The 24,888-nt window shown below is 39.0% G+C and carries 25 protein-coding genes; 7 read left to right on the top strand and 18 right to left on the bottom strand.

Going from position 1 to position 24,888, the window contains the following annotated elements; all coding sequences use genetic code 11:
- Positions 1-5: 5 nt before the first annotated feature.
- The 7 genes from lrp to KP713_RS00445 form a co-directional block, all read right to left on the bottom strand.
- Positions 6-485 (bottom strand): leucine-responsive transcriptional regulator Lrp, encoded by a 480-nt coding sequence (lrp, locus tag KP713_RS00475; protein WP_048953599.1) that lies wholly within the window; start codon positions 483-485, stop codon positions 6-8.
- Positions 486-607: 122 nt separating this feature from the next.
- Positions 608-1,984 (bottom strand): DNA repair protein RadA, encoded by a 1,377-nt coding sequence (gene radA, locus KP713_RS00470; protein ID WP_215769533.1) that lies wholly within the window; start codon positions 1,982-1,984, stop codon positions 608-610.
- 125 nt (positions 1,985-2,109) lie between these two features.
- Positions 2,110-3,147 carry a CYTH domain-containing protein gene (locus tag KP713_RS00465; RefSeq protein ID WP_215769532.1) on the bottom strand — a complete coding sequence of 346 codons (1,038 nt, stop codon included), beginning with the start codon at positions 3,145-3,147 and terminating at the stop codon, positions 2,110-2,112.
- 404 nt (positions 3,148-3,551) lie between these two features.
- On the bottom strand, positions 3,552-4,268 hold the full coding sequence (locus KP713_RS00460) for an HvfC family RiPP maturation protein (protein ID WP_215769531.1): 717 nt from the start codon (positions 4,266-4,268) through the stop codon (positions 3,552-3,554).
- A complete protein-coding gene (locus KP713_RS00455; RefSeq protein ID WP_215769530.1) occupies positions 4,258-5,178 on the bottom strand; it encodes an HvfB family MNIO-type RiPP peptide maturase in 921 nt (306 codons plus the stop codon). The genes KP713_RS00460 and KP713_RS00455 overlap by 11 nt, the downstream gene beginning before the upstream one ends.
- A gap of 77 nt (positions 5,179-5,255) precedes the next feature.
- Positions 5,256-5,492: an oxazolone/thioamide-modified RiPP metallophore HvfA gene (gene hvfA / locus KP713_RS00450; RefSeq protein ID WP_204714063.1), complete on the bottom strand. Its 237-nt coding sequence runs from the start codon at positions 5,490-5,492 to the stop codon at positions 5,256-5,258.
- 34 nt (positions 5,493-5,526) lie between these two features.
- On the bottom strand, positions 5,527-5,967 hold the full coding sequence (locus KP713_RS00445) for an HvfX family Cu-binding RiPP maturation protein (RefSeq protein WP_081278329.1): 441 nt from the start codon (positions 5,965-5,967) through the stop codon (positions 5,527-5,529).
- Between the two features lie 218 nt (positions 5,968-6,185).
- Between KP713_RS00445 and KP713_RS00440 the strand changes: the two genes are divergently transcribed.
- The 7 genes from KP713_RS00440 to KP713_RS00410 all read left to right on the top strand — a co-directional run bounded on the left by KP713_RS00440 (position 6,186) and on the right by KP713_RS00410 (position 12,683).
- Positions 6,186-6,866, top strand: coding sequence for a TIGR00153 family protein (locus KP713_RS00440; protein ID WP_005638079.1), 681 nt, complete (start codon positions 6,186-6,188; stop codon positions 6,864-6,866).
- A 24-nt stretch (positions 6,867-6,890) separates the two neighbouring features.
- Complete coding sequence (locus KP713_RS00435) at positions 6,891-8,153, top strand: inorganic phosphate transporter (RefSeq protein ID WP_118856286.1); 1,263 nt, start codon at positions 6,891-6,893, stop codon at positions 8,151-8,153.
- Positions 8,154-8,220: 67 nt separating this feature from the next.
- Positions 8,221-8,832 carry a TIGR04211 family SH3 domain-containing protein gene (locus KP713_RS00430; RefSeq protein WP_005641802.1) on the top strand — a complete coding sequence of 204 codons (612 nt, stop codon included), beginning with the start codon at positions 8,221-8,223 and terminating at the stop codon, positions 8,830-8,832.
- A 6-nt stretch (positions 8,833-8,838) separates the two neighbouring features.
- On the top strand, positions 8,839-10,089 hold the full coding sequence (locus KP713_RS00425; RefSeq protein WP_215769529.1) for a multifunctional CCA addition/repair protein: 1,251 nt from the start codon (positions 8,839-8,841) through the stop codon (positions 10,087-10,089).
- 71 nt (positions 10,090-10,160) lie between these two features.
- The gene (lolB, locus tag KP713_RS00420) at positions 10,161-10,781 is read left to right on the top strand and encodes a lipoprotein insertase outer membrane protein LolB (RefSeq protein WP_288144754.1); all 621 of its coding nucleotides are present in this window, start codon (positions 10,161-10,163) and stop codon (positions 10,779-10,781) included.
- Between the two features lie 11 nt (positions 10,782-10,792).
- Positions 10,793-11,734 (top strand): 4-(cytidine 5'-diphospho)-2-C-methyl-D-erythritol kinase, encoded by a 942-nt coding sequence (ispE, locus tag KP713_RS00415; RefSeq protein ID WP_215769890.1) that lies wholly within the window; start codon positions 10,793-10,795, stop codon positions 11,732-11,734.
- Position 11,735: 1 nt separating this feature from the next.
- Positions 11,736-12,683, top strand: coding sequence for a ribose-phosphate pyrophosphokinase (locus KP713_RS00410; protein WP_048953587.1), 948 nt, complete (start codon positions 11,736-11,738; stop codon positions 12,681-12,683).
- Positions 12,684-12,766: 83 nt separating this feature from the next.
- Here KP713_RS00410 and hycI read toward each other — a convergent pair whose 3' ends face one another.
- From hycI to KP713_RS00355, 11 genes are all read right to left on the bottom strand, one after another.
- A complete protein-coding gene (gene hycI / locus KP713_RS00405) occupies positions 12,767-13,225 on the bottom strand; it encodes a hydrogenase maturation peptidase HycI (protein ID WP_215769527.1) in 459 nt (152 codons plus the stop codon).
- Complete coding sequence (locus KP713_RS00400; protein ID WP_215769526.1) at positions 13,218-13,625, bottom strand: formate hydrogenlyase maturation HycH family protein; 408 nt, start codon at positions 13,623-13,625, stop codon at positions 13,218-13,220. Before KP713_RS00400 ends, hycI begins: the two co-directional genes overlap by 8 nt.
- Positions 13,626-14,207: 582 nt before the next feature.
- The gene (locus KP713_RS00395) at positions 14,208-14,984 is read right to left on the bottom strand and encodes an NADH-quinone oxidoreductase subunit B family protein (protein ID WP_065246297.1); all 777 of its coding nucleotides are present in this window, start codon (positions 14,982-14,984) and stop codon (positions 14,208-14,210) included.
- Entirely contained in the window at positions 14,981-15,556 is a 576-nt protein-coding gene (locus KP713_RS00390) for a formate hydrogenlyase complex iron-sulfur subunit (RefSeq protein WP_005626087.1), read from the bottom strand. Before KP713_RS00390 ends, KP713_RS00395 begins: the two co-directional genes overlap by 4 nt.
- 10 nt (positions 15,557-15,566) lie before the next feature.
- Entirely contained in the window at positions 15,567-17,297 is a 1,731-nt protein-coding gene (locus tag KP713_RS00385; RefSeq protein WP_215769525.1) for a hydrogenase large subunit, read from the bottom strand.
- A 19-nt stretch (positions 17,298-17,316) separates the two neighbouring features.
- Positions 17,317-18,855 (bottom strand): hydrogenase 4 subunit F, encoded by a 1,539-nt coding sequence (locus KP713_RS00380; RefSeq protein WP_140527722.1) that lies wholly within the window; start codon positions 18,853-18,855, stop codon positions 17,317-17,319.
- Between the two features lie 4 nt (positions 18,856-18,859).
- Entirely contained in the window at positions 18,860-19,498 is a 639-nt protein-coding gene (hyfE, locus tag KP713_RS00375; RefSeq protein WP_005626080.1) for a hydrogenase 4 membrane subunit, read from the bottom strand.
- Between the two features lie 10 nt (positions 19,499-19,508).
- Positions 19,509-20,954: a hydrogenase 4 subunit D gene (locus KP713_RS00370; RefSeq protein WP_005631962.1), complete on the bottom strand. Its 1,446-nt coding sequence runs from the start codon at positions 20,952-20,954 to the stop codon at positions 19,509-19,511.
- Between the two features lie 9 nt (positions 20,955-20,963).
- A complete protein-coding gene (locus tag KP713_RS00365) occupies positions 20,964-21,926 on the bottom strand; it encodes a respiratory chain complex I subunit 1 family protein (RefSeq protein ID WP_005631964.1) in 963 nt (320 codons plus the stop codon).
- A 9-nt stretch (positions 21,927-21,935) separates the two neighbouring features.
- The gene (hyfB, locus tag KP713_RS00360) at positions 21,936-23,957 is read right to left on the bottom strand and encodes a hydrogenase 4 subunit B (protein ID WP_215769524.1); all 2,022 of its coding nucleotides are present in this window, start codon (positions 23,955-23,957) and stop codon (positions 21,936-21,938) included.
- Between the two features lie 42 nt (positions 23,958-23,999).
- The gene (locus KP713_RS00355) at positions 24,000-24,599 is read right to left on the bottom strand and encodes a 4Fe-4S dicluster domain-containing protein (protein ID WP_046938549.1); all 600 of its coding nucleotides are present in this window, start codon (positions 24,597-24,599) and stop codon (positions 24,000-24,002) included.
- Between the last annotated feature and the right edge of the window lie 289 nt (positions 24,600-24,888).

Here is a 24,888-nt window from a genome sequence, read left to right as displayed (position 1 = left end):
GTTTATTATTTCAATACAAGATAATTAGTTTGTTTTACTTCTTCCATCACCACATAAGTGCGCGTATCATTTACACCTGGTAAGCGCAATAAAGTTGAGCCAAGCAATTTACGATACTCTGCCATATCAGCAACTCGAGTTTTTAGAAGATAATCAAAATCACCCGACACTAAGTGGCATTCTTGAATTTCATCTAACTCTTGAATTGCCGCATTAAATTCTTCAAATACATCTGGCTTACCACGTACTAAAGTGATTTCAACAATTACGAGTAATGGCGCATCTAATAATTCTGGATTGAGTAGGGCTCGGTATCCCATAATGACACCTTGTTTTTCTAAACGTTTCACACGTTCTAAACAAGGCGTAGGTGAAAGCCCTACTTTTTTCGACAAATCAATATTAGAAATTTTACCGTTGCGTTGTAATTCATTAAGAATTTTTATATCAATCGCATCCAGCGCTTTATTCAGTTTTTTTTCCATTTTCTTATTTTTCTTTGAATAAAAAGTATGTTTATTTTAACAAATTTTGCTAATGTTTTCAGTACAACGGAATTAGATAATTCATTTCCATTGAGGCGATTAATTATCTCTAATGGAATTATTTATAAATTATCCAACACGGCTAGTGCATCAGCAAGTTTCTTCACCGTAAAAACTTGCATATTTTCGACCGCACTTTTCGGCTTGTTACCAAAAGGAACAATCGCGCGTTTAAAGCCATGCTTTGCCGCTTCACTAATACGTTCTTGTCCACTTGGTACTGGGCGAATTTCTCCCGCTAATCCCACCTCACCAAAAATCACTAAATCTTGTGGCAAGGGGAGATTACGGAAACTTGAAATTAACGCCAACAACAAAGCCAAATCCGCACTTGTTTCACCCACTTTTACACCACCAACAACATTGACAAAGACATCTTGATCAGCCATTTGTAAGCCCCCATGTCGGTGTAACACCGCCAATAATAGTGCTAAGCGATTTTGCTCTAATCCCACCGCAACACGACGAGGATTCGCTAACATTGAATGATCCACCAAGGCTTGAATTTCAACTAAAAGAGGACGAGTTCCTTCCCAAAGTACCATAACGGAACTGCCTGATGTAATCTCATCCCCTCGACTTAAAAAGATCGCCGATGGATTTTTTACTTCTCGCAAACCTTGCTCGGTCATACCAAATACGCCTAATTCATTCACCGCACCAAAACGGTTTTTATGGCCACGCAAAGTACGATAGCGAGAATCGGCTTCGCCTTCTAATAGTAATGAACAGTCAATCGCATGCTCTAACACTTTCGGCCCAGCAAGGGTTCCGTCTTTCGTTACATGCCCCACCATAATAATGGCGACTTGGCGGGTTTTCGCATAACGAGTGAGGAAAGAAGCACATTCACGCACTTGCGCTACACTTCCTGGTGATGATTGAATATCTGCCAAATGCATTACTTGGATCGAATCCACCACTATAATTTGCGGTTTTAACTGATCCGCCAAATTACAAATCTGTTCCACAGAGGTTTCTGACAACATTTTTAATTGATCGTTTGGCAATCCCAATCGACTAGCACGCATCGCAACCTGTTGTAACGATTCCTCTCCCGTTACATAAAGTGCGGTCATATTTTTCGCTAAACCACACATGACTTGTAATAACAAGGTACTTTTCCCTGCACCAGGATGTCCACCAATTAAAATCGCACTACCCGGTACGATCCCGCCGCCCAGAACCCGATCTAATTCATTAAAGCCACTGGAAAAACGAGGTGTTTCTTGCAAACTAATTTCAGAGAGCGTTTGAATTTTTGCTTGAGTTTCACCCGCATAGCCACTAAAACGATCATTTTTTGATTTTGCCGTGGAAATTAACCGCACTTCCGTAATTGTATTCCACGCTTTACAAGCCGAGCATTGCCCTTGCCAACGAGAAAACTCCGCACCACAATCGTTACATACATAAGCTGTTTTCGGGGCTTTAGCCATTTTTTATCCTTCTCATCCTTTAACCGAGTATTCATATACCTACGGCTAAATATCATTATATTGTTCAGGACAAGCGTACATAATGCCTAGAAGTATAGCTTACCCATTTGCACGGTTGATTCGCATTATGCCGAGAATCTCATTAATTTGATCATTCGCTCAAAATAAACTCGACTTTTCAAAAGTGCAGTCAATTTTTCAATAGTTTTTTCATTGTCTTTCGTTTCACTATGAAAACGAATTAAATCACGGATTTCAGCAAAGATTGTTTGATTGCTTTCTAATAAAGTTGGTAAGAACATTTCTTTTTGTTTCTCTGTTGCCACCGCTTCTAGGATTTTTCCATTTTCATCATAATAATGATAAAGATTAAAAAATGCCCCAACTCGCTCCACTGTTTTCATAAAATCTTGGCTAAAAAGTGCGGGAGAAAAGGATAAGGTTTCTTCCAAAAGTTTCTGTTCCATTTTCAACACGGAATTAAATTTTGCACAAAAATCTACCGCACTTTCTTCTCGTTCTTCTTTTAAGAAATCACGCCATTTATTTAACCAATCTGTTAAAAATTGTTTCGAGCCCAGCAAATAACCACGCTTCGCTTTACTTGCACTACTAAAATAAATATCTCTTTCGAAAGGCAAGGTTTCTACAAAATCAAAAAGATCCTCCACATTGCCAGATTTCAATTCAAACTCAATTTCACAAATAGGTTGCTCAGATTCGCCTGCAAGAATTTTACCTTGATCGAACGCCACTTCAATTTTGGATTGTTGAAATTCAACTAACCAAAAAGTGCGGTTAAAATCTGTGGAGAAAATAGGTTGTAGTGTAGAACTAGGTAATTGTTCAAAAGGATAAAGTTCTCTTAATTGGGCATTGGTTGGCGTTTCTTTTTCGGTTAATGGTAAATTATATTCTGGGCGACTATGCAATCCACCAACAACTTCGCCGTTAGTTTTAAGAGTTAATGTAAGTTCTTGATCTTCTTGACGAATACGTAATCCCATCTTTTGTTTAGCAAGGAAATGATCAGGATAATCATAATAAGTATTGCTCAGAAACTGTTTTTTATGCACTAAACAAGTAAAGTTTTTTAAATGTTCTTCTAATTCATTAAACGCTTGGTCAGATACCGCTAATTTAATTTCAATTTCATTACTCATAAAATTATACTCCCTTCAACTTAAAACTGTTCAAATATACAGATAAAAATAGATAAATCAAGGTTTTTGTGGTGTTTTACTTTACATATTAAACAGCTATAAATTAATTTATATTTATTGTGCAGTATTTTCCTATAATTAAAATATAGGAAATTATAAATGAAAGGTTCATTCAAAAATTATGTGAAAAATTTTCATTATATGAAATTGAATAAATTGGAAATCAAATGTTTAGATTTATAACTGAAAGATTTCATTTAAGCGGAGAATATGATTCGGACTGTTCTCGAATCTATATTAAAAAGATTTAGATAATATATGGAAAATACTAACCAAGAAAAAATTAGGTGAAAAAGTCATCTTTTTCACCTATCTAACATTTTCTGAGTTTTTCTATACAAAATTTATCCCTCTTTCGGATAAAGCACTTCAGCATTAATCCAATTCACCCAAGTGTTTTCCAATAATGGAATTAAGGGGGTGCTATCTTCAACTACAGTATTTAAGGCAGATAATACCTCTTCTAAAGATGAAGGTTGTTCTTGTATATAACTTAATAGCCAAAAGTCAAGTTCAGATAAGCGTTGTTGCAGAATATTAAAATCGCTATCCCGCCATATAACAGCTTGCATAGGGTTTTCATCAAATTGTTTAAAATCGCTTGATAAAAAATCGACTTCATAGCTTTTTAAATAAGCTGCATCAGATAACTGCATTACGCTATGCTTATTCCACTCAAATTTTTCAGGTACTTTTGCTAAAGAAACTTCTGCAAGTAATTGTGTATTTTCAAAATCCATCAATGCCAGTATATTGGCGTCAAAACTCTCTTTTTCTTGACAAAATAAAAGAAATTCTCCTGCAATATCTTGAAAATAAGGCGAATGTGATTTTCCTGTTAATACAAACGTTTCTTTTGTCTGAGACCAACTCTCAGCAGAAACGTGTTTAGGTGCTTCAACAAAACAGCGGTCAATAAAACCAAAGATGTTATTTCGAACTAAGCGAGCATAAACAGCGATGCGATTCGGAGCATAACCATTTAAAGGTTGAGCATGAGCCAATCGAACTGCTGTAGCAAGTGCTTTTTGTGTTTCAATAAGCGAAAGTTTAGGCTGCATAGGATATTACCTCTTTTTGAGCATATTTTTGCTGTAGTTGTGCTATATGTTCAACTTCAGCATAAAGTTCTGCAAATGGAGGGAAATTGAAATCACGCTCTAATAATGTTGGCGGAATGACAGGTAGTCGTTGATAGGCATATTCTAATAAATCCCAGACAGTACCTTTTACTGCCTCACCGTGCGTATCAATTAATAACTCTGGTAAATAGCGATATGCCCCTTTTATTTTATTAAATGATTCTCGTTCTAACCCCTCCACAACTTGTGCGGCAGAATGTTCTTCATCATGTCCTGCAATATGAATGTAATTGACACGTTTCACATCCACTTGATCTAAAAAAACATAAGGATCAAGTAAACCGTGATTGACGCCATTTACATAAATATTATTCACATCTAAATGAATACCACAATCCGCTTCTTGTGCAATAGCATTTAAAAATTCTACTTCATTCATTGTGCTGGTGGGAGAGTGTAAATAATAAGAGGTGTTTTCTAATGAAATTTGTAATCCTAAAAAATCTTGCACATAGCGGATTCTCTGTGCTACGTGTTTTACAGCTTCTTCAGTAAATGGCATAGGTAATAAATCATATAAATGCCCTTCACATTCACAATAACTCAAATGTTCAGAAAAAAATGTCGAATTATATTGAGTCATTAATGCTTTAGTATTTTTTAATAACTCGCGATCAAGTGGTGCTTGCCCGCCTAATGAAAGTGATAGTCCGTGTACCGCAAGTGGATATCTTTCAGCGGCTTGATCAAATTTATAACGAGCAGCTCCTCCCATTTTTACCCAATTTTCTGGAGCAACTTCCATAAACTGAATCGCATTATTTGATGATAAATTCAAAAAATCATCCGCTAAATCTCGACGATACCCTAATCCTGCACCTTGTAACATAATTATTTACTCCTTTTAATACAACACTGGTGTAAATTTACACCAGTGTTATGTATGGCATCTAGATTAAAATACGATTATTTAGAGCCGCATTTACCTTCACCACATTTACCTTCTGCGGCTTTCGTTTCGTTTGCACCACATTTGCCTTCTCCGCATTTACCTTCTGCAGCTTTTGTTTTCACACATTTATCACCTACACAAGGTGTTGCAGCTTTATCCGTACTGCTTGATTTTGATTCAGCGTGCGTAGCAGTAGCTACTGTCATCGTTAATGCTCCAGCTAATGCGGCTAAAGTGGATAATTTTTTCATTTAAGTCTCCTAGAGTTTGCTCTTGAATATATAGTTAGAGGAATTTCAACCAGCTTTTAGTTGGATAAACCTTCTTAATAAGCGTGTCTAAAGAGAGTTTCCCTGCTCCCTGCGTAATTAAGATTAATAAAGTTACCACATAAATTAATGGTAATTTATAACCATTATCACAAACGTTATAACCTGAATCAGCATGAATACTATACCACGCAACAGAGATTAAAATCGTTAAACCTAATGCACTAAAACGAGTTAGTACTCCGAATATTAGCAAAAAAGGGAGAATTAATTCCGACCCCATTGCAACGTGCCAATTAATATCAGCAGGAATAAGATTAAACGGAAAAGGAAAACGATCTTGTATTTCAGTAAACCAATTTTGACCATTCCATTTTTCTAACCCTGCCTCTAAAAATTCCCACGCAAGAAAAAAGCGTAAAATCAATAAACTCACGCTGCTGCTGATACCTTGCATCTTACAATCCTTCACTTTTTACCTTTCAAATTTTCTCGCTTTTAAAGCGAAAAGTGTATTGAGTCACTTATCTTACCACACTAGGAAATATTACCCAGTTATTTAGTTAGTCGAAGATAAACCTTTTTTCTTACAAATTTTTTTGAAAAATTTTAAATATCAACAAAAATCGGGTAATATGCGCACGAATTTTTAACCCCTTATGGAGTAAATCACTTATGGCAATGAATAATATTCTCGGATTATTTGCCCATTCGCCTTTAAAACCATTGCAAAAGCATTCGGAAAAAGTCACTGAATGTAGCGATCTTTTAATTCCTTTTTTTGAAACCACCTTCTCAAAGGATTGGGAAAAAGCGGAAGAAAAACGCTTAGAAATCTCTCAGCGTGAACGTGAAGCGGATAGCTTGAAACGTGAGATTCGTTTGAAATTGCCACGTGGTTTATTCTTACCTATCGATCGTACTGATCTCTTAGAATTAGTCACGCAACAAGATAAATTAGCAAATTTTGCTAAAGATATTGCAGGGCGTATGATTGGGCGTCAATTTGGTATTCCTGAAGAAATGCAGGAAGAATTCTTACATTACGTCAAACGTAGTTTAGATGCCATTCATCAAGCTCATCGAGTAATCGAAGAAATGGATCAACTTTTAGAAACCGGTTTTAAAGGCCGCGAACTAAAATTAGTTAACGATATGATTCAAGAACTCGATGCAATTGAAGATGATACCGACCAAATGCAGATCAAATTGCGTAAAATGCTTTATACCATAGAAAGCCGTTATAATCCAATTGATGTGATGTTCTTATATAAAATTATTGAATGGGTTGGCGTACTAGCTGACCAAGCACAACGTGTTGGCTCACGCATTGAATTAATGCTGGCGCGTTCATAATCAACAAAACATAGGAAATTAACTATGGAAGTTATTAGTCAATATGGTTCATGGTTGGTGTGGATTACAGCAGCCTTCGGCTTTTTTATGGCTTTCGGTATTGGAGCCAATGATGTTTCAAACTCAATGGGGACATCCGTAGGATCCGGTACTGTAACAGCCAAACAAGCAATTATTATCGCGTTAATTTTTGAATCCGCTGGCGCATATCTAGCTGGTGGTGAAGTAACAGAAACCATTAAAAGTGGCGTAATCGATCCAATGCAATTTGTTGATACGCCAGATATTTTAGCACTGGGTATGCTTTCTGCTTTATTTGCATCTGGCGCTTGGTTATTTATCGCAACGAAAATGGGCTGGCCGGTTTCTGGTACTCATACTATTATCGGTGCAATTATTGGATTTGCATGCATTACGATTGGCCCTGGCGCAGTAGATTGGTCAAATATTGGTAGCATCGTTGGTAGCTGGTTCATCACGCCTGTCATTGCAGGTATTCTCGCCTATGCAATCTTTGCAAGTACGCAAAAGCTTATTTTTGATACCGAACATCCACTGAAAAATGCACAAAAATATGGTCCTTATTACATGGGGATAACCGTATTTGTACTGTGTATCGTAACCATGACAAAAGGTTTAAAACATGTTGGTTTAAATCTTTCCAATAAAGAAACTTTAGTCATTTCACTTGTCATTAGCCTTGTAGGCATGCTGTTTTTCCATTTCTACTTTAAAAGCAAAACATTCACTCAATCTGCAAGCAAAGGGACTTTTGGTGCGGTAGAAAAAGTCTTCAGTATTTTAATGTTATTAACAGCCTGTGCGATGGCTTTCGCTCACGGTTCGAATGATGTAGCCAATGCAATTGGCCCACTTTCAGCGGTGGTATCAATCGTAGAACAAGGCGGTAAAATTGTTTCAGGCGGAGCCTTAACTTGGTGGATTTTACCACTAGGTGCATTAGGCATTGCTGTGGGCTTAATTACTATGGGACAAAAAGTAATGGCGACTGTTGGATCTGGGATCACCGATTTAACCCCAAGCCGTGGCTTTGCTGCTCAATTTGCCACCGCGATGACCGTTGTAGTTGCATCCGGTACAGGTTTGCCAATCTCAACAACACAAACACTTGTTGGGGCAATTTTAGGTATCGGTTTTGCTCGCGGTATCGCAGCACTCAATTTAACGGTTATCCGAAACATCATTAGTTCTTGGATAATCACGTTACCAGCCGGCGCATTCTTCGCAATTATTATCTTCTATTTACTGCGTGCGGTGTTTAATTAATTTATTGCAACAAAAAGTGCGGTTTATTCAGCCGCACTTTTGTTGTTTTTATTTTTAAGGAGAAAGCATGAAAAAAATCTACAATACACTTTTATCTTGCGCCTTACTTGGTACAGGTATTGCAACTGCTCATGCAGAAACGCAATATGTTACTGAAAATCTCAGTACCTTCTTACGCCGCGGTGCTGGTGAACAATTTAAAATTGCAGGTTCAATTCAAGCTGGCGAAGCAGTGAATGTATTAGATCGCCAAGGCAAATACACACTCATTCGCGACAATAAAAATCGTGAAGCTTGGATTTTAAATTCAGACTTAAGCAACACGCCAAGTAGTAAAGAAGAAAATCCAAAATTAAAAGCTCAAGTCCAAGAATTAACCTTAAAACTTAGTCGTTTAGATGGCGATTGGCAACAACGTACTGTCGAAATGCAACGTCGAACCAAACAAGCTGAGCAACAAAGTGCGGATCTTTTAGAGCAAAATTCACAATTGAAACGTGAACTTGAAATGACCAAAAATAAAAATCGTGATTTAGAAGCGATGCTTGATGCAGGTAAACGAGAAATTGCGATCCAATGGTTTATTTATGGCGGTTCAGTGTTGGGCGTAGGCTTACTCTTCGGCTTGCTTATTCCTTATGTTTTACCCAAGCGTCGCCGTCGTGATGGTTGGGCATAATCACGAATGAAAGTTTATTTGGTTGGTGGGGCTGTTCGCGATCAATTATTGGGTTTACCGGTAAAAGATCGTGATTGGATTGTGGTAGGCGCAACCCCCGCAACACTACTCTCTCTCGGTTATCAACAAGTAGGCAAAGATTTTCCGGTTTTTCTCAATCCTAAAACAAAAGAAGAATATGCACTTGCCCGAACAGAACGTAAATCTAGCGCAGGTTATACTGGCTTTATTTGTGATTTCTCCCCAACAATTACATTAGAACAAGATTTAATTCGACGAGATCTCACTATTAACGCTATGGCTCAAAGCGAAGACGGTGAAATGATCGATCCTTATAGCGGAAAACAAGATTTAGAAAATCGAATTTTACGCCATATTTCTCCCGCTTTTTCAGAAGATCCTTTACGTGTACTGCGTGTGGCACGCTTTACAGCCCGTTATCATTCTCTCGGTTTTAAAATCGCATCGGAAACGCTATCTCTAATGGCAGAACTTGCCCAATCGGGAGAATTACAACATCTCACGGCGGAACGAGTTTGGTTAGAAACAGAAAAAGCCTTAAACGAAAAAAATCCTGAAATTTATTTTGAAACCTTACATAAAACAGGCGCATTAAGAGTTTTATTTCCTGAAATCGATGCCCTTTATGGCGTGCCAAATCCAGTAAAACATCATCCAGAAGTAGATAGTTTTATTCATACCATGTTGGTATTAGAACAAGCGGTTAATTTGACTGAAAATAACCCTATCCTAAATAAAAGTGCGGTTCGTTTTGCCGCAATTTGTCATGATCTTGGCAAGGCTCTTACACCTAAAAATATTCTTCCCCATCATTATGGGCATGAACAAGCTGGCATAAAACCGACTAGATCATTGTGCAAACGCTTGAAAGTCCCAAGTTATTTTCAAGAGCTTGCAGAACTAACTTGTGAATTTCATACGCATATTCACAAGGCCTTTGAGCTTCGAGCTGAAACCGTCATAACGCTGTTTAATCGTTTTGATGTGTGGAGAAAACCTCAACGCTTTCAAGAATTTCTACAAGTATGTCTAGCTGATACTCGAGGTAGAACAGGTTTTGAAAATAAAGACTATCCACAAATAGACTATATCAATCAATTATTACAAGCGGCAAATGAAGTAGATGTCCAGCAAGTTATTGCAGATGGATTTGAGAAACAAGAAATCAGAAATGAATTGACGAAACGAAGAATCTTAGCGGTTAAACAAACAAAAGCAAATTACCCAAAAAATTAACAAATAAAAGTAACTTTACTCAATTCAACTAAATCCTTAAAATACGCGAGCTTATTAACTTGATGAATAATATGAAAACGTTTAAATTTCTCACCGCACTTTTTGTAACCAACATACTTACAGCCTGTACAATGGATGCTGAACGTCCAGTTAACGTACAATACATCGATAAAACGGATGCCACATGGCAACAGCATCTACAAAAGATTCAAAAAATTCAATCCTATCAAGCTAAAGGACAAATTGGTTATATCAGTCCAACAGAACGTTTTTCTAGTCGCTTTGAATGGCAATACCAAAATCCGAAATCTTATACGCTTAAACTCTATTCTTTAATCAGTAAATCTACCCTTTGGATTCAAATGCATCAAAGTGGGATGACAATTTCCGATAACAACGGCAATCAACAATCTGCTGCCGATGCGAAACTATTATTACAAGAAATCATTGGAATGGATGTGCCGTTAGAGCATTTAGCTTATTGGTTAAAAGGTCAACCGGCAATGAATGCGGATTATCAAGTCGGTACCAACCATTTACTTGGCGCATTTACTTATCATGTGGATGGTTCTCAATGGACAGCAGATTATCTAACCTATCACTCAAATAATTCGATGCCTGAAAATATTCTGCTAAAAAATGACAGCACGAAACAAACTCTAAAAATTCGCGTAGATGAGTGGATTTACTAATGAATACATTAATGAAATCACATCAATTTTCTACCGCACTTTGTCAAAATACAACACAATCAAATGGGAAGCCATTGCGCTTCCCTAGCCCAGCCAAGCTGAATTTATTTCTTTATATCAACGGAAAATTGCCGAACGGCTATCATGAATTACAAACCCTTTTCCAATTTTTAGATTTTGGCGATTGGTTAGAAATGAGTATCCGTGAAGAAGACAATCAAATTGTTTTAACGCCTGAAATTCCAAATCTAAAAACGGAAGATAATCTAATTTATCGGGCTGCAAAACTTTTACAAGAAAAAGCCAATATTCAATTGGGTGCAAATATTCATTTAGATAAAATTCTTCCAATGGGAGGCGGTGTCGGTGGTGGTTCATCTAATGCAGCAACCGCATTGGTCGCTTTAAATTATTTATGGCAAGCTAATTTATCTATTGATGAACTGGCAAAATTAGGATTAACACTAGGCGCTGATGTGCCAATATTTGTACATGGACACGCTGCTTTTGCTGAAGGTGTCGGGGAAAAAATCACTTATTGTGAACCTGCTGAAAAATGGTTTGTTGTATTAAAACCCGATGATTCAATATCGACTGCTGTCATATTTCAAGATCCAAATTTACCACGTAATACACCGAAAAAATCTCTAGAACAACTTTTGAGCGGGACTTATGTAAACGATTGCGAAAAAGTTGTGATAAATCATTATTCAAACGTTGAAAAAGCGCTAAACTGGTTGCTACAATATGCGCCGGCAAGATTAACAGGAACGGGAGCATGTGTTTTTGCTGAATTTGATCATGAAGCAGAGGCACAAGCGGTATTTAGAGAAAAACCAGAAGAATTTTTTGGCTTTATCGCTAAAGGGCTCAATGTTTCTCCCTTGCACGCAATGTTGAAGCAGCTATCACCAATTCATACTCATCGACAATCTAAACCTGAGGTTTTATAAAATGCCTGACATTAAACTCTTCGCGGGTAATGCAACACCAGAACTTGCAAAACATATTTCTGAACGTTTATATATTTCACTAGGCGATGCCACTGTTGGCCGTTTCAGTGATGGTGAAATCCAAGTTCAAATTAATGAAAATGTGCGTGGTGCGGATGTATTTATCATCCAATCAACTTGTGCGCCAACTAATGATAACTTGATGGAATTGATTGTGATGGTAGATGCATTACGTCGTGCATCTGCAGGTCGTATCACGGCTGTTGTTCCCTACTTTGGTTATGCTCGACAAGATCGTCGCGTACGATCAGCACGTGTACCTATTACCGCTAAAGTTGTGGCAGATTTACTTTCAACTGTTGGTATTGACCGCGTATTAACCTGCGACCTACACGCAGAACAAATCCAAGGCTTCTTTGATGTCCCTGTGGACAACGTATTTGGTTCTCCAGTTTTAATTCACGATATTTTGAAAAAATCTGATCTTGAAAATCCAATTGTTGTTTCTCCAGATATTGGTGGTGTTGTTCGCGCTCGTGCGGTAGCTAAATTATTAAACGATACTGATATGGCTATTATTGACAAGCGCCGTCCACGTGCAAACGTAGCACAAGTAATGCATATTATTGGTGATGTAGCAGGTCGTGATTGTATTCTTGTCGATGATATGATCGATACAGGCGGTACGCTTTGCAAAGCAGCTGAAGCATTAAAAGAACGTGGTGCAAAACGCGTATTTGCTTATGCGACTCATGCTGTATTCTCTGGTGCTGCAGCGAAAAATTTGGCTAGTGGCGCTATTGATGAAATCGTTGTAACAGATACAATCCCACTTTCTGAGGAAATCAAAGCATTAGGTCGCGTACGCGTACTTACTCTGTCTGCAATGCTTGCTGAAGCTATCCGTCGTATTAGTAATGAAGAGTCAATTTCAGCTATGTTTAATTAAATTAAAATGCTAGACAATGATCTTTAAGAATTGTGGGAATTTCAACAATATTTGTGAAATTCCCACTTTCGTTGAGATGTACTTTATAATCTTGCAATTTCGTTTAACGAACCATCCTCTTTTAGAAATCCATAGAAAAACTCCACCGCACTTTTTACAGCTTCACTCATCGGAAAACCAAAAGAAACAAGATCGGGTTGAATACCAATAAAAATAACCTCAGGAATATCTTCCTCTAATTGCTCAATTAAAAAATTAAGTGGCAAATTATGCGTGCTGACGAAGAACATTTCGGCGATAAGTTCTTTGTCGATAATACGAATTTTGCCAACGGGCAATTCCATTTCTGTTGCATCAAAGATAATTAAACGCTTTGGTTTCATGGCACGGATCTGATGCACAAGATTTTCCGGCGCGGAACCGCCATCAAGTGTGGTCCAATTTGGCAATGGATTTTCAGCACAAAGCTGGGCAAGATAAGGGCCTGCGCCGTCATCGCCCATCATTGTGTTACCAACAGTTAGGATTACATTTTCATTCATCACGACGTTTCACCATAATATACATCACAGGTTCACGCTGGATGGAAGCAAGCGTGTCCATTAAAATATCGACCCATTTTTGATGTTCAGTCGAAAAATTAGCTCGATTTTCATCAAGTGCCTTAGCCAATAAATTCACATGACTCGAATCAATCACAATTTCGCCAAATTTCATTAAGCCCGCAAATTTACGTTTTGCATCGCCTTCAGGGAAGGTATCTACAAAACGTTGATAATCTGCATAATCACAAATTAGCAATTTTTTAAAGCAGTCAATTACTCCAACGTGGTGACCAATCGCAAGGGAATAATACATTACTTGCTTGGCTTGCTCTGGAACTTGCTCATCGTTTTCAACAAAACGCTCATTGAGTAAATAGAAAAAAACTTGGGTTGTCATGGTACATCCTATAAAACTTGTAAAGTAATTTCTTCGCTAATCAATACTGCCAAATCTCCCCTTCCCCCTCTTTGCTAAAGAGGGGGATTTCTCTTTAGCAATAAAGTAATTCTCTCTCATTTTAGTTTTCTGTTGTTAATACAAAAAACTAGATTGAAATCAACCGCTCTTATTCCTCTCTTTGCTAAAGAGAGGATTCTTCTTAGCAAGAAAGTATCTTGCTCTCATTTTAGTTTTCTCTTATTAATACAAAAAACTAGATTGAAATCAACCGCTCTTATTCCTCTCTTAGTTAAAGAGGGAATTCTTCTTTAGCAAGAAAGTATCTTCTCTCTCATTTTAATTTTCTGTTGTTAATACAAAAAACTAGATTGAAATTGACCGCTCTTATTCCTCTCTTTGCTAAAGAGAAGATTCTTCTTTAGCAAGAAAGTATCTTCTCTCTCATTTTAATTTTCTGTTGTTAATGCAGAAAACTAGATTGAAATCAACCGCTCTTATTCCTCTCTTTAGCAAAGAGGGGTAAGGGGAGATTTGGCAGAAATCAAAACGGAGCTATTAGTTTATTTAGCAATCGTTAGACTATCCCGAAAACGGCATACTAATTGCATGTAATCGATTTACGATTTCACTCAAACGAGGATCCGCTTCACGTTCCAAAAATTCGCCAAGACGAACACCAAATGGAACCTGATCTTTTTCAGACATCATACTCATAAATTGATTAGCAATGTCTCCACCTTGTCGATAGCCCGCTAAACGACGTGCTTCACGTTCTAATTCCACGCGTAAATCTAATGGAATATTAGGGAAACGTAATTTAGCCTCAGCATTAGGATCGGCAATTTCTTGTTTACCTTTGAGTTTTTGATCAAGTAAACCAAGTGCCATTGCAAAACCATAAATAGTCGCAGCTGGAGTTGGAGGACAACCAGGAATATACACATCAATTGGCACAATTTGATCGCTACCGCCCCACACGCAGTACAAGTCATGGAAAATACCGCCACCACAACCGCAGGCACCATAGGAAATACAGATTTTTGGATCGGGTGCAGCTTGATAAGCACGCATTGCAGGTGTACGCATTGCACGAGTTACCGCGCCAGTAAATAATAAAATATCCGCATGGCGAGGTGATGCAACAACCTTAATCCCGAAACGTTCAGCGTCAAAGGTTGGTGTAATGGTACTAAAAATTTCAATTTCACAACCATTACAACCACCACAGTCAACACGGTAAACATAAGCGGAACGTTGAATCTTTTTCAACAAAGTTTGTTTCATTTTCGCAATGTTTTCATCCACACTAAATGGCGTTGAAATACCATTCACGGGCATTGGGATTTGTGTGTTCATCTTGCAATCTCCCTAACGTGATCAAATAACGCCAATTTCACGCGCATATTGGATTCCATATCGGCGGTTTTTTCCAAACTGTTTTGGCGTTTACAGGTTGGGCAAGTGTTGAGCACCGCTAATTTATGTTTTACCAGTTCATCGTTATCCAATGTTTGTTTGAATAAATCCACGGCATAATTGAGTTCTTTATGAGAAACAAAAGGTTGACCACATTGATGACAAATCGTGGTAGTAAAAGTTGTTTCTTGATAAAGATCCTGTTTATTGCTGACTGATAATTCAAAATCTTGGCTTAAACGAATCGCTTTTGTTGGGCAAACTTCTTCACAACGGCCACAGAAAATGCAGCGACCTAAAAATAATGACCAAGTACGTTCGCCTGTTTCTGGATCAGTACGCATGGTAAGCGCATTAGCTGGACATGCCATTGTACAGGCTGCACAAACAATACATTGATCAGAATTCAGTTCTGGTTTACCACGGAAATCAGGATCAACTTCATAGGGTTTAAACGGATATTTAGTGGTAACATCCCCCGCATTTAATACGGTTTTAAGTAATTTAAACATTGTGCGCCCCCTATTTTAATGGTGAATTTTTACGTTCAATGCCGTAGCGTTCGATTTCTTTGTAAGAAACCGTTTGTGCTTTGCGTTTACGTACATCCACCACAGTCACACGGTCAGTACAAGAATAGCAAGGGTCAAGGCTACCAATGATAAGCGGAGCATCTGATACTGTATTGCCACGCAACATATAACGTAAAGTTGGCCAGTTTGCATAAGTTGCTGCACGACAACGCCAGCGATATAATTTTTGGTTATCACCAAGCATTGACCAGTGAATGTCTTCACCACGCGGTGCTTCCGTGATACCTAAGGCAAAACGTCCTGGGGTGTAATTGAAACCTTCAGTGATAATCGCACCAGTAGGCAAGTTATCTACCATATAATCAATGATATTCATGGATTCAAATACTTCATTTACCCGCACTTTTACACGAGAAATCACATCGCCACCTTGTTCGGTGAACATATTGAATGGTACATCGCCATAGCCAGAGAAGGGGTTAATTTTACGCACATCACGTGCGAAGCCGGAACCTCGAATCATCGGTCCGACTGGGCTGAAATCACGCGCGACTTGACGATCAAGCACTCCTACGCCCACAGTACGTTGTTCCATATTTGGCGTATTGAGTAAAATATCTACCAAAGTTTTAAGCTCTTCACGCATTTCTGCAATAAGCTTAATGCATTGTTCACGTTGGTGTTTCAACATATCACGGCGTACACCACCGATTAAGTTGATACCATAGGTTTTACGTGCACCAGTAAGCACTTCCGCAAGTGTCATCGATTTTTCCCGAACACGGAAGAATTGCATAAAGCCTGTATCAAAACCAGTAAAGTGGCTAGATAAACCTAAGTTCAATAAATGACTGTGTAAGCGTTCAACTTCCAACAAAATTGCACGAATCCATTGTGCACGTTCAGGAATTTGAATACCTAACGCATTTTCGACTGAGTTAGCATAAGCAACACTATGGGTAAAACCGCAGATACCGCACACACGGTCAGCCAAGAAATTGACTTGATCGTAATCCATTCGGGTTTCTGCCAATTTTTCCATACCACGGTGTACATAGAATAAACGATAGTCCGCATCAATAATATCTTCCCCATCGACAAATAAACGGAAGTGTCCTGGTTCATCAGATGTAATATGGAGAGGGCCGATAGGCACAATACGCGCTTCGCCTTTTTCGTTAATAAATTCATAGGTTTCCGTTGCCGTAGTTGGATCGGGACGCAAACGGTAGTCCATAGAATCTTTACGTAATGGGTAAAGATCATCTGGCCAGTCATCTGGTAACACTAAACGACGTTGATCGGGAAGACCGACGGCTTTTAAACCGTACATATCAAATAATTCACGTTCGCCCCACACCGCCGCTTTGACTTTCGGTGTCACGGAAGGAAATTCCAGTGTAACAGGATCCACGAGTGCTTTAATGGTCACAAAAGTTTTGACGACACCCTCCATAGAAAGCACGTAATAAACAGCATAATGACCATGAATTGAACGTTCATCGTTACCAAAAACTAATGGCAACCAGCCTTCATGTTGATAGTAAAGATATTCCACCACATCAGGTAACATATTCGTTTTCACTGTTAAAGTTACTTGATTCGGTGTAGACCACTCCTCATCTAAAATGGTATTCGGAAATTTTGCATTAACGGCTTCAATATAATTTTTGCCGAGCATTTTTACCGGATCGACCGATGTATTTTTAGTTAATTCCATTTTTTCCCCCAGTTGTCGATCATTTCGCTAAACTTTGCCAAGGTAAAACTAGCATATCGCCAAAGGACACATGTTCAGATCCAAGCACAATTCCTACCGCACTTTTTAGTAACTGCAAGATTGGCTCTGCAATATGGATACCCATTACAAACATTAACAACAATAGTATGGCCATTGCCGCCAAAGAGACTTTACTGACTTCGCCTGCTTCCACATTATCAGGTTGTTTGCCAAGCACCGTTTTTAATAACATCAAAGCAAGTCCTGCAAGCACGATAGTAAGCAAAATTAAGCATAAAATAACTAACCAAGTTTTACCCGCTGTAATCCCTGCGACCACAACACTAAATTCACTCACAAATACGTTAAATGGAGGGATACCACCTAATGCCAACGCACCACCAGCGAAAAGCACCGCACTCACTGGTGCAACACGCCATAATCCACGCACTTGATTCATATCACGGGTTTTATATTTCAATAGAATATTACCCGATGCACAGAATAATAAGGTTTTCGCAAGGCTGTGGTTGATAGTGTGAAGTAAACCTGCAAATACTCCAATTGGGCCACCAAGACCGAAAGCAAAGCTGATTAAGCCCATATTTTCGATACTTGAGTAAGCAAGCAAACGTTTAATATCAAATTGCACGATGATAAATAACGCCGCCACAAGCACTGAAAGTAAACCAAAGATCAACATTAAAGTTTGTGGAAATTCTGCGCCAACCGCTTTTGAAACCAATGTGTAGTAACGCAACACCACAAGCATTGCACAGTTTAATAACACCGCTGATAAAATTGCACTCACTGGGCTTGGTGCCTCACTATGTGCGTCTGATAACCAAGTATGCATTGGAAATAGACCGCACTTCGTGCCGAAACCAATCAATACGAAAGCGAATGCGATATACATCAACATTGGGTTTAAACCAGTGGCTTGTTGATTCACTGCTGACCAAAAAATTGCTTGGCTTGGATCGGCAAGCACGCCATTTGCATTAGCAAAGGTTAAAAGTGTGCCGTATAAACCGAAAGCAACGCCCACAGAACAGATGATGATATATTTCCACGCGGCTTCAAGGGATGTTTTTTGTTTGTAAGTACCGACCAAAAACGCGGAGCTTAATGTTGTCGCTTCAATGGCAACCCACATTAAAATCAAGTTATTGGTGATAACTGACACAATCATCGTAAAGAAGAATAAGTGTAAGAAACCGTGGTAATGAGCATAGGTTTTAAAATCAATATGTCCTTCTTCCAATTCTGTGTTCACATAACCGATGGAATACACCCCAGCAAGTGAACCCACGACAGCAATTAAGCCTAAGAAAATGGCAGAAAGACTATCAACATACACCCAGTTGTTAAATGCACTGATACTGCCTTTTTCCAACACGCCAGAAATGACTTGTACGGAAAAGAACAACATCAAAATTAACCCAGTAATATGGAATGCGGTACAAACTGTCCGATTTTTTGTTCCGCGTAGTGCAAAGCTTTCAAAAGCGATGACTAAAGGTGCGACTAATAACGCAATTATCCATTGTTCATACATAGCGTTACCCCTTCAAACTCATAAGTTGTTTAGCATCAACAGTGTTGAAAGTGCGGTAAATTTTATTCACCAACACCACCATAATGATGACCGCAAAAATCGCATCGGTGGCAATGCCGATTTCAACTAATTCTGGCGCATTATTGGCAAGTAAAGCCAAAGTTAAATGCGCACCGTTTTCCATTAAACAATAACCGAAAACTTGTTTCACAATATTGCGTTGACTCACAATACACACTAAACCTAAAAGGAAGTGGCTAAGAGATACTGACAACGCTGGTTTTAAATGTTCAACTAACGGTAAGTTCACTGGAATGACAACAAAGTAACATAAGCAAACGATGATAGATGTGATCGGGATCAACCAAGCGACATTCATTCCTGCAGGAGTTTGACTTTCGTCAATTTTTCGTAAAGAAAAGATTAAAATTCCTGGCACTAATAATACTTTCGTGATGAATGCACTAATGGACCACATATAAAGTTCGTGAGCTTGCATTTCAAATGCCAAATAAACGAATAACACCACCAATACAAGAGACTGTAAACCATAGCACAACGCGGATTTTTTTGCGGTTTTTGCCATAATGACACAAAGCGATGTAATGATGAGCAAACTCGCTAATACATTGATCATTAACATAATTCTCTCCTTAACCCGCAAGGCCTAACCAATAGGCAGCGATAAAGCTAGAACACACAGACATCACCATTAAAATCACTAAAACAAATGTCATAGAGAATGGCAATGGTTGCGCATTTTGCACATCTTCAGATGGTTTACCGATAACGCATTGACCAAATTTATAAAGCAACCAAACAAATGTTGCCGTAGATTCAATCAACGCAATCACCATTAACCAAGTTACCCATGAATATTCTTGTCCAAGGTCAAAACCTGCGGCAAATAATGGGAATTTACTGAAGAAACCGTTAAACGGCGGCACACCAGCAATAGCCAATGCGGCAATACCAAATCCTGTACCAACAACAGGCATGGTGCGCATAATCCCTTGTAAACGAGGCATTGAACGTGTACCAGTGGCATAACTCAATGAACCTGCAACCAAGAAAAATAAGCTTTTCGCAAAGGCGTGGTTAAAGATATAAGCAATCGCTGCAACAAAAGCTAATTTAGAACCTAATGCTGCAAGAGAAAGCCCGATGAAAATGTAAGAAAGTTGAGTAATAGTTGAATACGCAAGTAAGCGTTTTAAATCTGCTTGTGGCAAGTACATTAAGAAACCATAAATCAATGTAATCATTGCCATCACAATTCCCACTTCACCCACAATGTGCGGAATTTCACCAGCAGACATCACGGAACGAGCGAAAATATAGACGCCCACTTTTACCATTGATGCCGCGTGCAAATATGCACTGACTGGTGTTGGTGCTTCCATCGCATTTGGTAACCAAATTTGCATTGGAAGTTGTGCTGATTTACCCCATGCGGCAAACATCACCCCAAACAACACGATAGTTTTCGCTTCTGGCGCAAGATGTTCTAACGCGGTGATAGAGAATGTGCCAGATTGGCTAAATAAATAAGCCGCAGCAAGATATAAACCTAATGAACCTACGTGAGTGATAATCAACGCTTTCATCGCAGCCGCCATTGCTTTTTGGCTTTGATAATAGCTGATTAATGCCCAAGAACATCCCCCTGTAATTTCAAAGAAAAGCAACTGACCCGCTAAAGTTGATGAATACACCAAGCCCGCCATTGCACCGATGAAAATCAATAAGAAAGCATAAAAACGAGGTAATCCATTATGCGGATGTTCACGGTTTTTATCGGTTAAATAACCACAAGAATATAAGCAAATTAAGAAACCTAAACCCACAACGGCAAAGGCAATTAATGTACTCACTGCATCTAAGGTCACTCCGAAGATTGCGGTATCACCAAATTTGACTAAATCATAGGTGACAGATTGTGCGCCATTTGCATACCACTGCCCCGCCACAGCAAGTGTGCCAAGGGTAGCAAGTGCGGCAAAAATTGTGGCAATTTTTGGGAAAGATTGTTTGTTCAACCCCACAATAAACGCACCGACAAACGGCAAAATGATTGTAATTAGTGCTAAACGTTCCATATTTCCTCCTTACAATCCTGTGAAGTAAAACACAAACGCCAACACTGAAATGCCGAAACCGACCACAGTTAAACGTCCTGTTAGCATAAAGCGGGTACGTGCCAATGTGTTTTCAAACACACATGCGGCGATAAATACCACGAGCAATTTCACAAAGAAAGAAACGATACCTAAAATAACCGCACTTACTGTGAACTCTTGTGCTGCACCGAATGGGAAAAGCACACTCACAAAGATAGAGGCAACCACCATTGATTTTAAACTCAAACCGACTTTCAATAAGGCGAAAGAAGGGCCTGAATATTCAGTAAGTGGGCCTTCTTGAAGTTCTTGTTCTGCTTCAGCCAAGTCAAATGGGATTTTGCCCATTTCAATAAAGATCGCAAAAGCAGCGGCAACTAAGGCAATCACTGTTGCAACAGGATATTGCCAAGGTTGGCTAGAAAGTGCGGTGCTAATTACTGCAAAATTTGTAGAACCTGCAATTAAAGCAATCACAATGAATGCCAACATTAAGATTGGTTCAACAAGTACGCCTAATGTCACTTCACGGCTTGCACCTAAACTTGAGAAAGTACTGTTAGAATCCAAACCCGCAATTGAGAAGAAAAAGCGGAACAACGCGAATAAATAAATAACGGTGATTAAATCACTGCCTGCCCCAAAAGGTGAGTGATGAGTAAACATGGGTAAACTCATCGCAACCACCATGACTGTGCTAATTAACACATAAGGCATAACACGAGATACCCAACCCGCATTATCTGGCCAAATATTTTGACGCGTCATTAATTTAGCAATGTCGCGATAATCTTGTAACAAGCCCGGGCCACGACGAGATTGAATACGAGCCCGAATCATCCGTGAAATGCCTGAAAAGAGCGGTGCCAAAGCGAGAAGAATTAACGCTTGCACAATGGCTAAAAGGAACATTCCAGCGGAAGTGGAAATTTCTGAAGGTAATGAAATCATAATTTCCTCCTACATCAACGCAATGGAAAGTAATAACACAACCAAAGCAATCACGAAGTACACGCAATAAACGCGGAAATCGCCTTGTTGTAGCCATTGAATTTTACGACCTAACCATGGGATAAAATGCGCAATCGGCATTGTTACTTTTTCTTCCCAGAATGGTTCTGTTTTGGTCGCACCTGAAATTAATGCATTGATACCTTTTGCACCAGCAGGCGCTGGATCAAGCACTTGACGCAAGGTATAAAGTGGTTTGAAAATAATACGAAGCGGACGAGTAAAACTACCCGCAGAGGCTGCCATATCCATTTCGTAAGCATAACCACAAGCCCAAGGATTGCCTTTTGCACGATCTGCCATACGATTGCCTTTGGTATAAGCGTAATACATAAACGGCAACACAAAGAATGCAATCAACATAATGCTCACCATTGGTGTAGAAAGCGCCGTATTCGGTGTATTGCTTGCTACCACTACGCCATTTTCAGCTAAATTAAGCATGTCATTATGAGAAAGTGCGGTTGCAATATTGGCAATAATTGGTGTTACGACAGATGCGCCAACACCCAAAAGTACACAGAATAATGCCAAAATTGCCATTGCAATCACCATTGGTTTTGGCACTTCGCGTGCATGTGCTGCTTTTTCACTGCGTGGTGCACCACCAAAGCTAATACCATACACTTTCACGAAACAAAGTGCGGCAAGCGCACCTGTTAAGGCAAGCATAATGATTGCAACAGGGCCAGCAATACGTAATACCACATCATTGTGTTGGCTTAGGCTGAATAAAGATTGATAAGTAAACCATTCACTCACAAAACCGTTAAACGGTGGTAATGCAGAAATTGCCATGGTACCAATCAAGAAACAGAAAGCAGTAAATGGCATTAATTTACCAAGTCCGCCCATTAAATCCATATCTTTTGAATGTAAACGGTACATCACAGAACCAGCACCCAAGAACAATAAGCCTTTGAATACCGCATGGTTAAGTAAGTGATATAAACCACCAAGTAAACCGACAATAGCAAGTATAGGATTATGGATTGCCATACCAATCATACCGACACCTACACCCATCATAATAATGCCGATGTTTTCTACGGTGTGATACGCCAAAAGTTTTTTGATGTCATGTTCTGCTAAGGCATAAAGTACGCCAAGCACAGAAGAAACTGCGCCAAAAGCAAGTACAATCACACCAAACCACATATTGTGTGCGCCAAGTAGATCAATACCAACTTTGATAATCCCAAAGATACCGATTTTAACCATCACACCAGACATCATTGCAGAAGCATGAGAAGGGGCAGCTGGGTGAGCTTTTGGTAACCAGCTATGTAATGGAATCATCCCTGCTTTTGCACCAAAACCAAGAAATGCCAAGATAAATACCGTAAAGGCTAAAGGCATTGAAAGCTCGGTGTGGCGGAAGTCTTCAAATTCAAAGCTACCTGCGTAGCAATAGAAAATAAAGAAAGCGATCATAATCAACACAGAACCAGCGTGAGCAATGAAGAAATACAATAAACCTGCATTGGTTGCGTTGTCATCTTGTTCGGTTAGTACTAAGAAGTAAGATGCCAAAGACATCATTTCAAAGAATACTAAAAAGTAGAAAGCGTTATCGCTGGTGACTAAGGCAACCATTGAGGCGATGAACAAATTCATAAAGAAGCCCATCGTGCCAGCGCCTTTGCCAATGTATTCTTTCACATAGGAAAAGGAATAAAGTGCGGTGATAATAACCATTAAAGAAATTACACACACCATAAACGCAGCTAATCCGTCAATGCGGATTGAAAATTGGGCGAAGTCGAAAGGGGTTGAAAACACATCAACGACCGTATCGTTGCTGATAAGCACGGGAATGCAGGCAACAATGCCTAACAAGCCACCAAGTACACCGGTCACGCCGGATATATTGATTGAAAGTTGTTCATTTTTTCGCACAGCGAGAGAAATAAACGCACCAATGACATAAATCAACAAGGACGTGATGAGTAAACTGATTGAAGAACTCATAATTTCACTCCATTGATTAACGAGTAAACAAACAATAAATTTTTATCTTGGCACGACAGGAGAACCCATCATTGCCATTTCGCGTTTTTTGCGATTTGCTTGTTCGATACTCTCATCACTAATTAAGAATAAAGTTTTTGTTGGGCAAGTTTGCATACAAGCAGGACCTTCTTCACGGAAATAGCAAAGGTCGCATTTCACCGCAATGGCTTTTACACCTGGTTCCCATGCAAGCATATTGTGAACATCGGTATTATTCGGTGCAGTGCGAATATCACGTTTTACCGCATCAGTGAAAGAAAAACTGTCATAATGGTTTGGTGCATCTAATGGTGCGCTACCATGCTGTGTAATCGCCCCAAATGGACAAGCGATAGCACAAAGTTTACAGCCAATGCATAAACTTTCATTGAGTTGAATGGTGTCATTATCATGCTTTATCGCGTGCACAGGACATACTGTAGCACAAGGTGAATCATCACAATGACGACATAAGATCGGCACAGTAATATCGTCGTTGCGCATTACTTGTAACCGCGGAAAGGATTGTAATCCAAAAGCTTTGTGTACTTCGCTGCAAGCAGCCATACAGGTATTGCATCCAATGCAATCTTTCGGATCACCTATAACAAAACGGTTCATATTTTCCCCCAAATTATAATAGATAGAAACAGAAAGTAAGTGGAGGGCATTACACCCAAACGTCCAATAACCACTCTGGAAATAAGGATACTCCTTCGGAGTTACCCAGACTAGAGTAAAACAATTGTTTTATTGACTGAGATCATAAATTTTTTCGATTTTTTAATGCGTAAAATAATTATTGAGATTGACTCTTATTTCCATAGGTTATGATTGTAAGCAATTGAATTAATTAGCGTTATAATTATTAATGGAATGTTAAAATGCTGTTGATAATGTTTCATTTAGG

This window comes from Haemophilus sp. SZY H36, assembly GCF_018829625.1.
Taxonomy (GTDB): Bacteria; Pseudomonadota; Gammaproteobacteria; order Enterobacterales; family Pasteurellaceae; genus Haemophilus; species Haemophilus haemolyticus_K.
This window is presented reverse-complemented; position numbering and strand designations above follow the sequence as displayed.

Coding starts and splice junctions, on each gene's coding strand:
- KP713_RS00410 (WP_048953587.1), top strand. CDS start 11,736: ATGCCTGACATTAAACTCTTCGCGGGTAATGCAACACCAGAACTTGCA.
- hyfE (WP_005626080.1), bottom strand. CDS start 19,498: ATGTTAATGATCAATGTATTAGCGAGTTTGCTCATCATTACATCGCTT.
- hvfA (WP_204714063.1), bottom strand. CDS start 5,492: ATGAAAAAATTATCCACTTTAGCCGCATTAGCTGGAGCATTAACGATG.
- KP713_RS00445 (WP_081278329.1), bottom strand. CDS start 5,967: ATGCAAGGTATCAGCAGCAGCGTGAGTTTATTGATTTTACGCTTTTTT.
- KP713_RS00455 (WP_215769530.1), bottom strand. CDS start 5,178: ATGTTACAAGGTGCAGGATTAGGGTATCGTCGAGATTTAGCGGATGAT.
- KP713_RS00355 (WP_046938549.1), bottom strand. CDS start 24,599: ATGAACCGTTTTGTTATAGGTGATCCGAAAGATTGCATTGGATGCAAT.
- radA (WP_215769533.1), bottom strand. CDS start 1,984: ATGGCTAAAGCCCCGAAAACAGCTTATGTATGTAACGATTGTGGTGCG.
- KP713_RS00400 (WP_215769526.1), bottom strand. CDS start 13,625: ATGACAACCCAAGTTTTTTTCTATTTACTCAATGAGCGTTTTGTTGAA.
- hyfB (WP_215769524.1), bottom strand. CDS start 23,957: ATGAGTTCTTCAATCAGTTTACTCATCACGTCCTTGTTGATTTATGTC.
- KP713_RS00460 (WP_215769531.1), bottom strand. CDS start 4,268: ATGCAGCCTAAACTTTCGCTTATTGAAACACAAAAAGCACTTGCTACA.
- KP713_RS00425 (WP_215769529.1), top strand. CDS start 8,839: ATGAAAGTTTATTTGGTTGGTGGGGCTGTTCGCGATCAATTATTGGGT.
- KP713_RS00440 (WP_005638079.1), top strand. CDS start 6,186: ATGGCAATGAATAATATTCTCGGATTATTTGCCCATTCGCCTTTAAAA.
- KP713_RS00365 (WP_005631964.1), bottom strand. CDS start 21,926: ATGATTTCATTACCTTCAGAAATTTCCACTTCCGCTGGAATGTTCCTT.
- KP713_RS00435 (WP_118856286.1), top strand. CDS start 6,891: ATGGAAGTTATTAGTCAATATGGTTCATGGTTGGTGTGGATTACAGCA.
- lolB (WP_288144754.1), top strand. CDS start 10,161: ATGAAAACGTTTAAATTTCTCACCGCACTTTTTGTAACCAACATACTT.
- KP713_RS00465 (WP_215769532.1), bottom strand. CDS start 3,147: ATGAGTAATGAAATTGAAATTAAATTAGCGGTATCTGACCAAGCGTTT.
- KP713_RS00430 (WP_005641802.1), top strand. CDS start 8,221: ATGAAAAAAATCTACAATACACTTTTATCTTGCGCCTTACTTGGTACA.
- hycI (WP_215769527.1), bottom strand. CDS start 13,225: ATGAATGAAAATGTAATCCTAACTGTTGGTAACACAATGATGGGCGAT.
- KP713_RS00385 (WP_215769525.1), bottom strand. CDS start 17,297: ATGGAATTAACTAAAAATACATCGGTCGATCCGGTAAAAATGCTCGGC.
- KP713_RS00395 (WP_065246297.1), bottom strand. CDS start 14,984: ATGAACACACAAATCCCAATGCCCGTGAATGGTATTTCAACGCCATTT.
- KP713_RS00390 (WP_005626087.1), bottom strand. CDS start 15,556: ATGTTTAAATTACTTAAAACCGTATTAAATGCGGGGGATGTTACCACT.
- ispE (WP_215769890.1), top strand. CDS start 10,793: ATGAAATCACATCAATTTTCTACCGCACTTTGTCAAAATACAACACAA.
- KP713_RS00380 (WP_140527722.1), bottom strand. CDS start 18,855: ATGTATGAACAATGGATAATTGCGTTATTAGTCGCACCTTTAGTCATC.
- KP713_RS00370 (WP_005631962.1), bottom strand. CDS start 20,954: ATGGAACGTTTAGCACTAATTACAATCATTTTGCCGTTTGTCGGTGCG.
- lrp (WP_048953599.1), bottom strand. CDS start 485: ATGGAAAAAAAACTGAATAAAGCGCTGGATGCGATTGATATAAAAATT.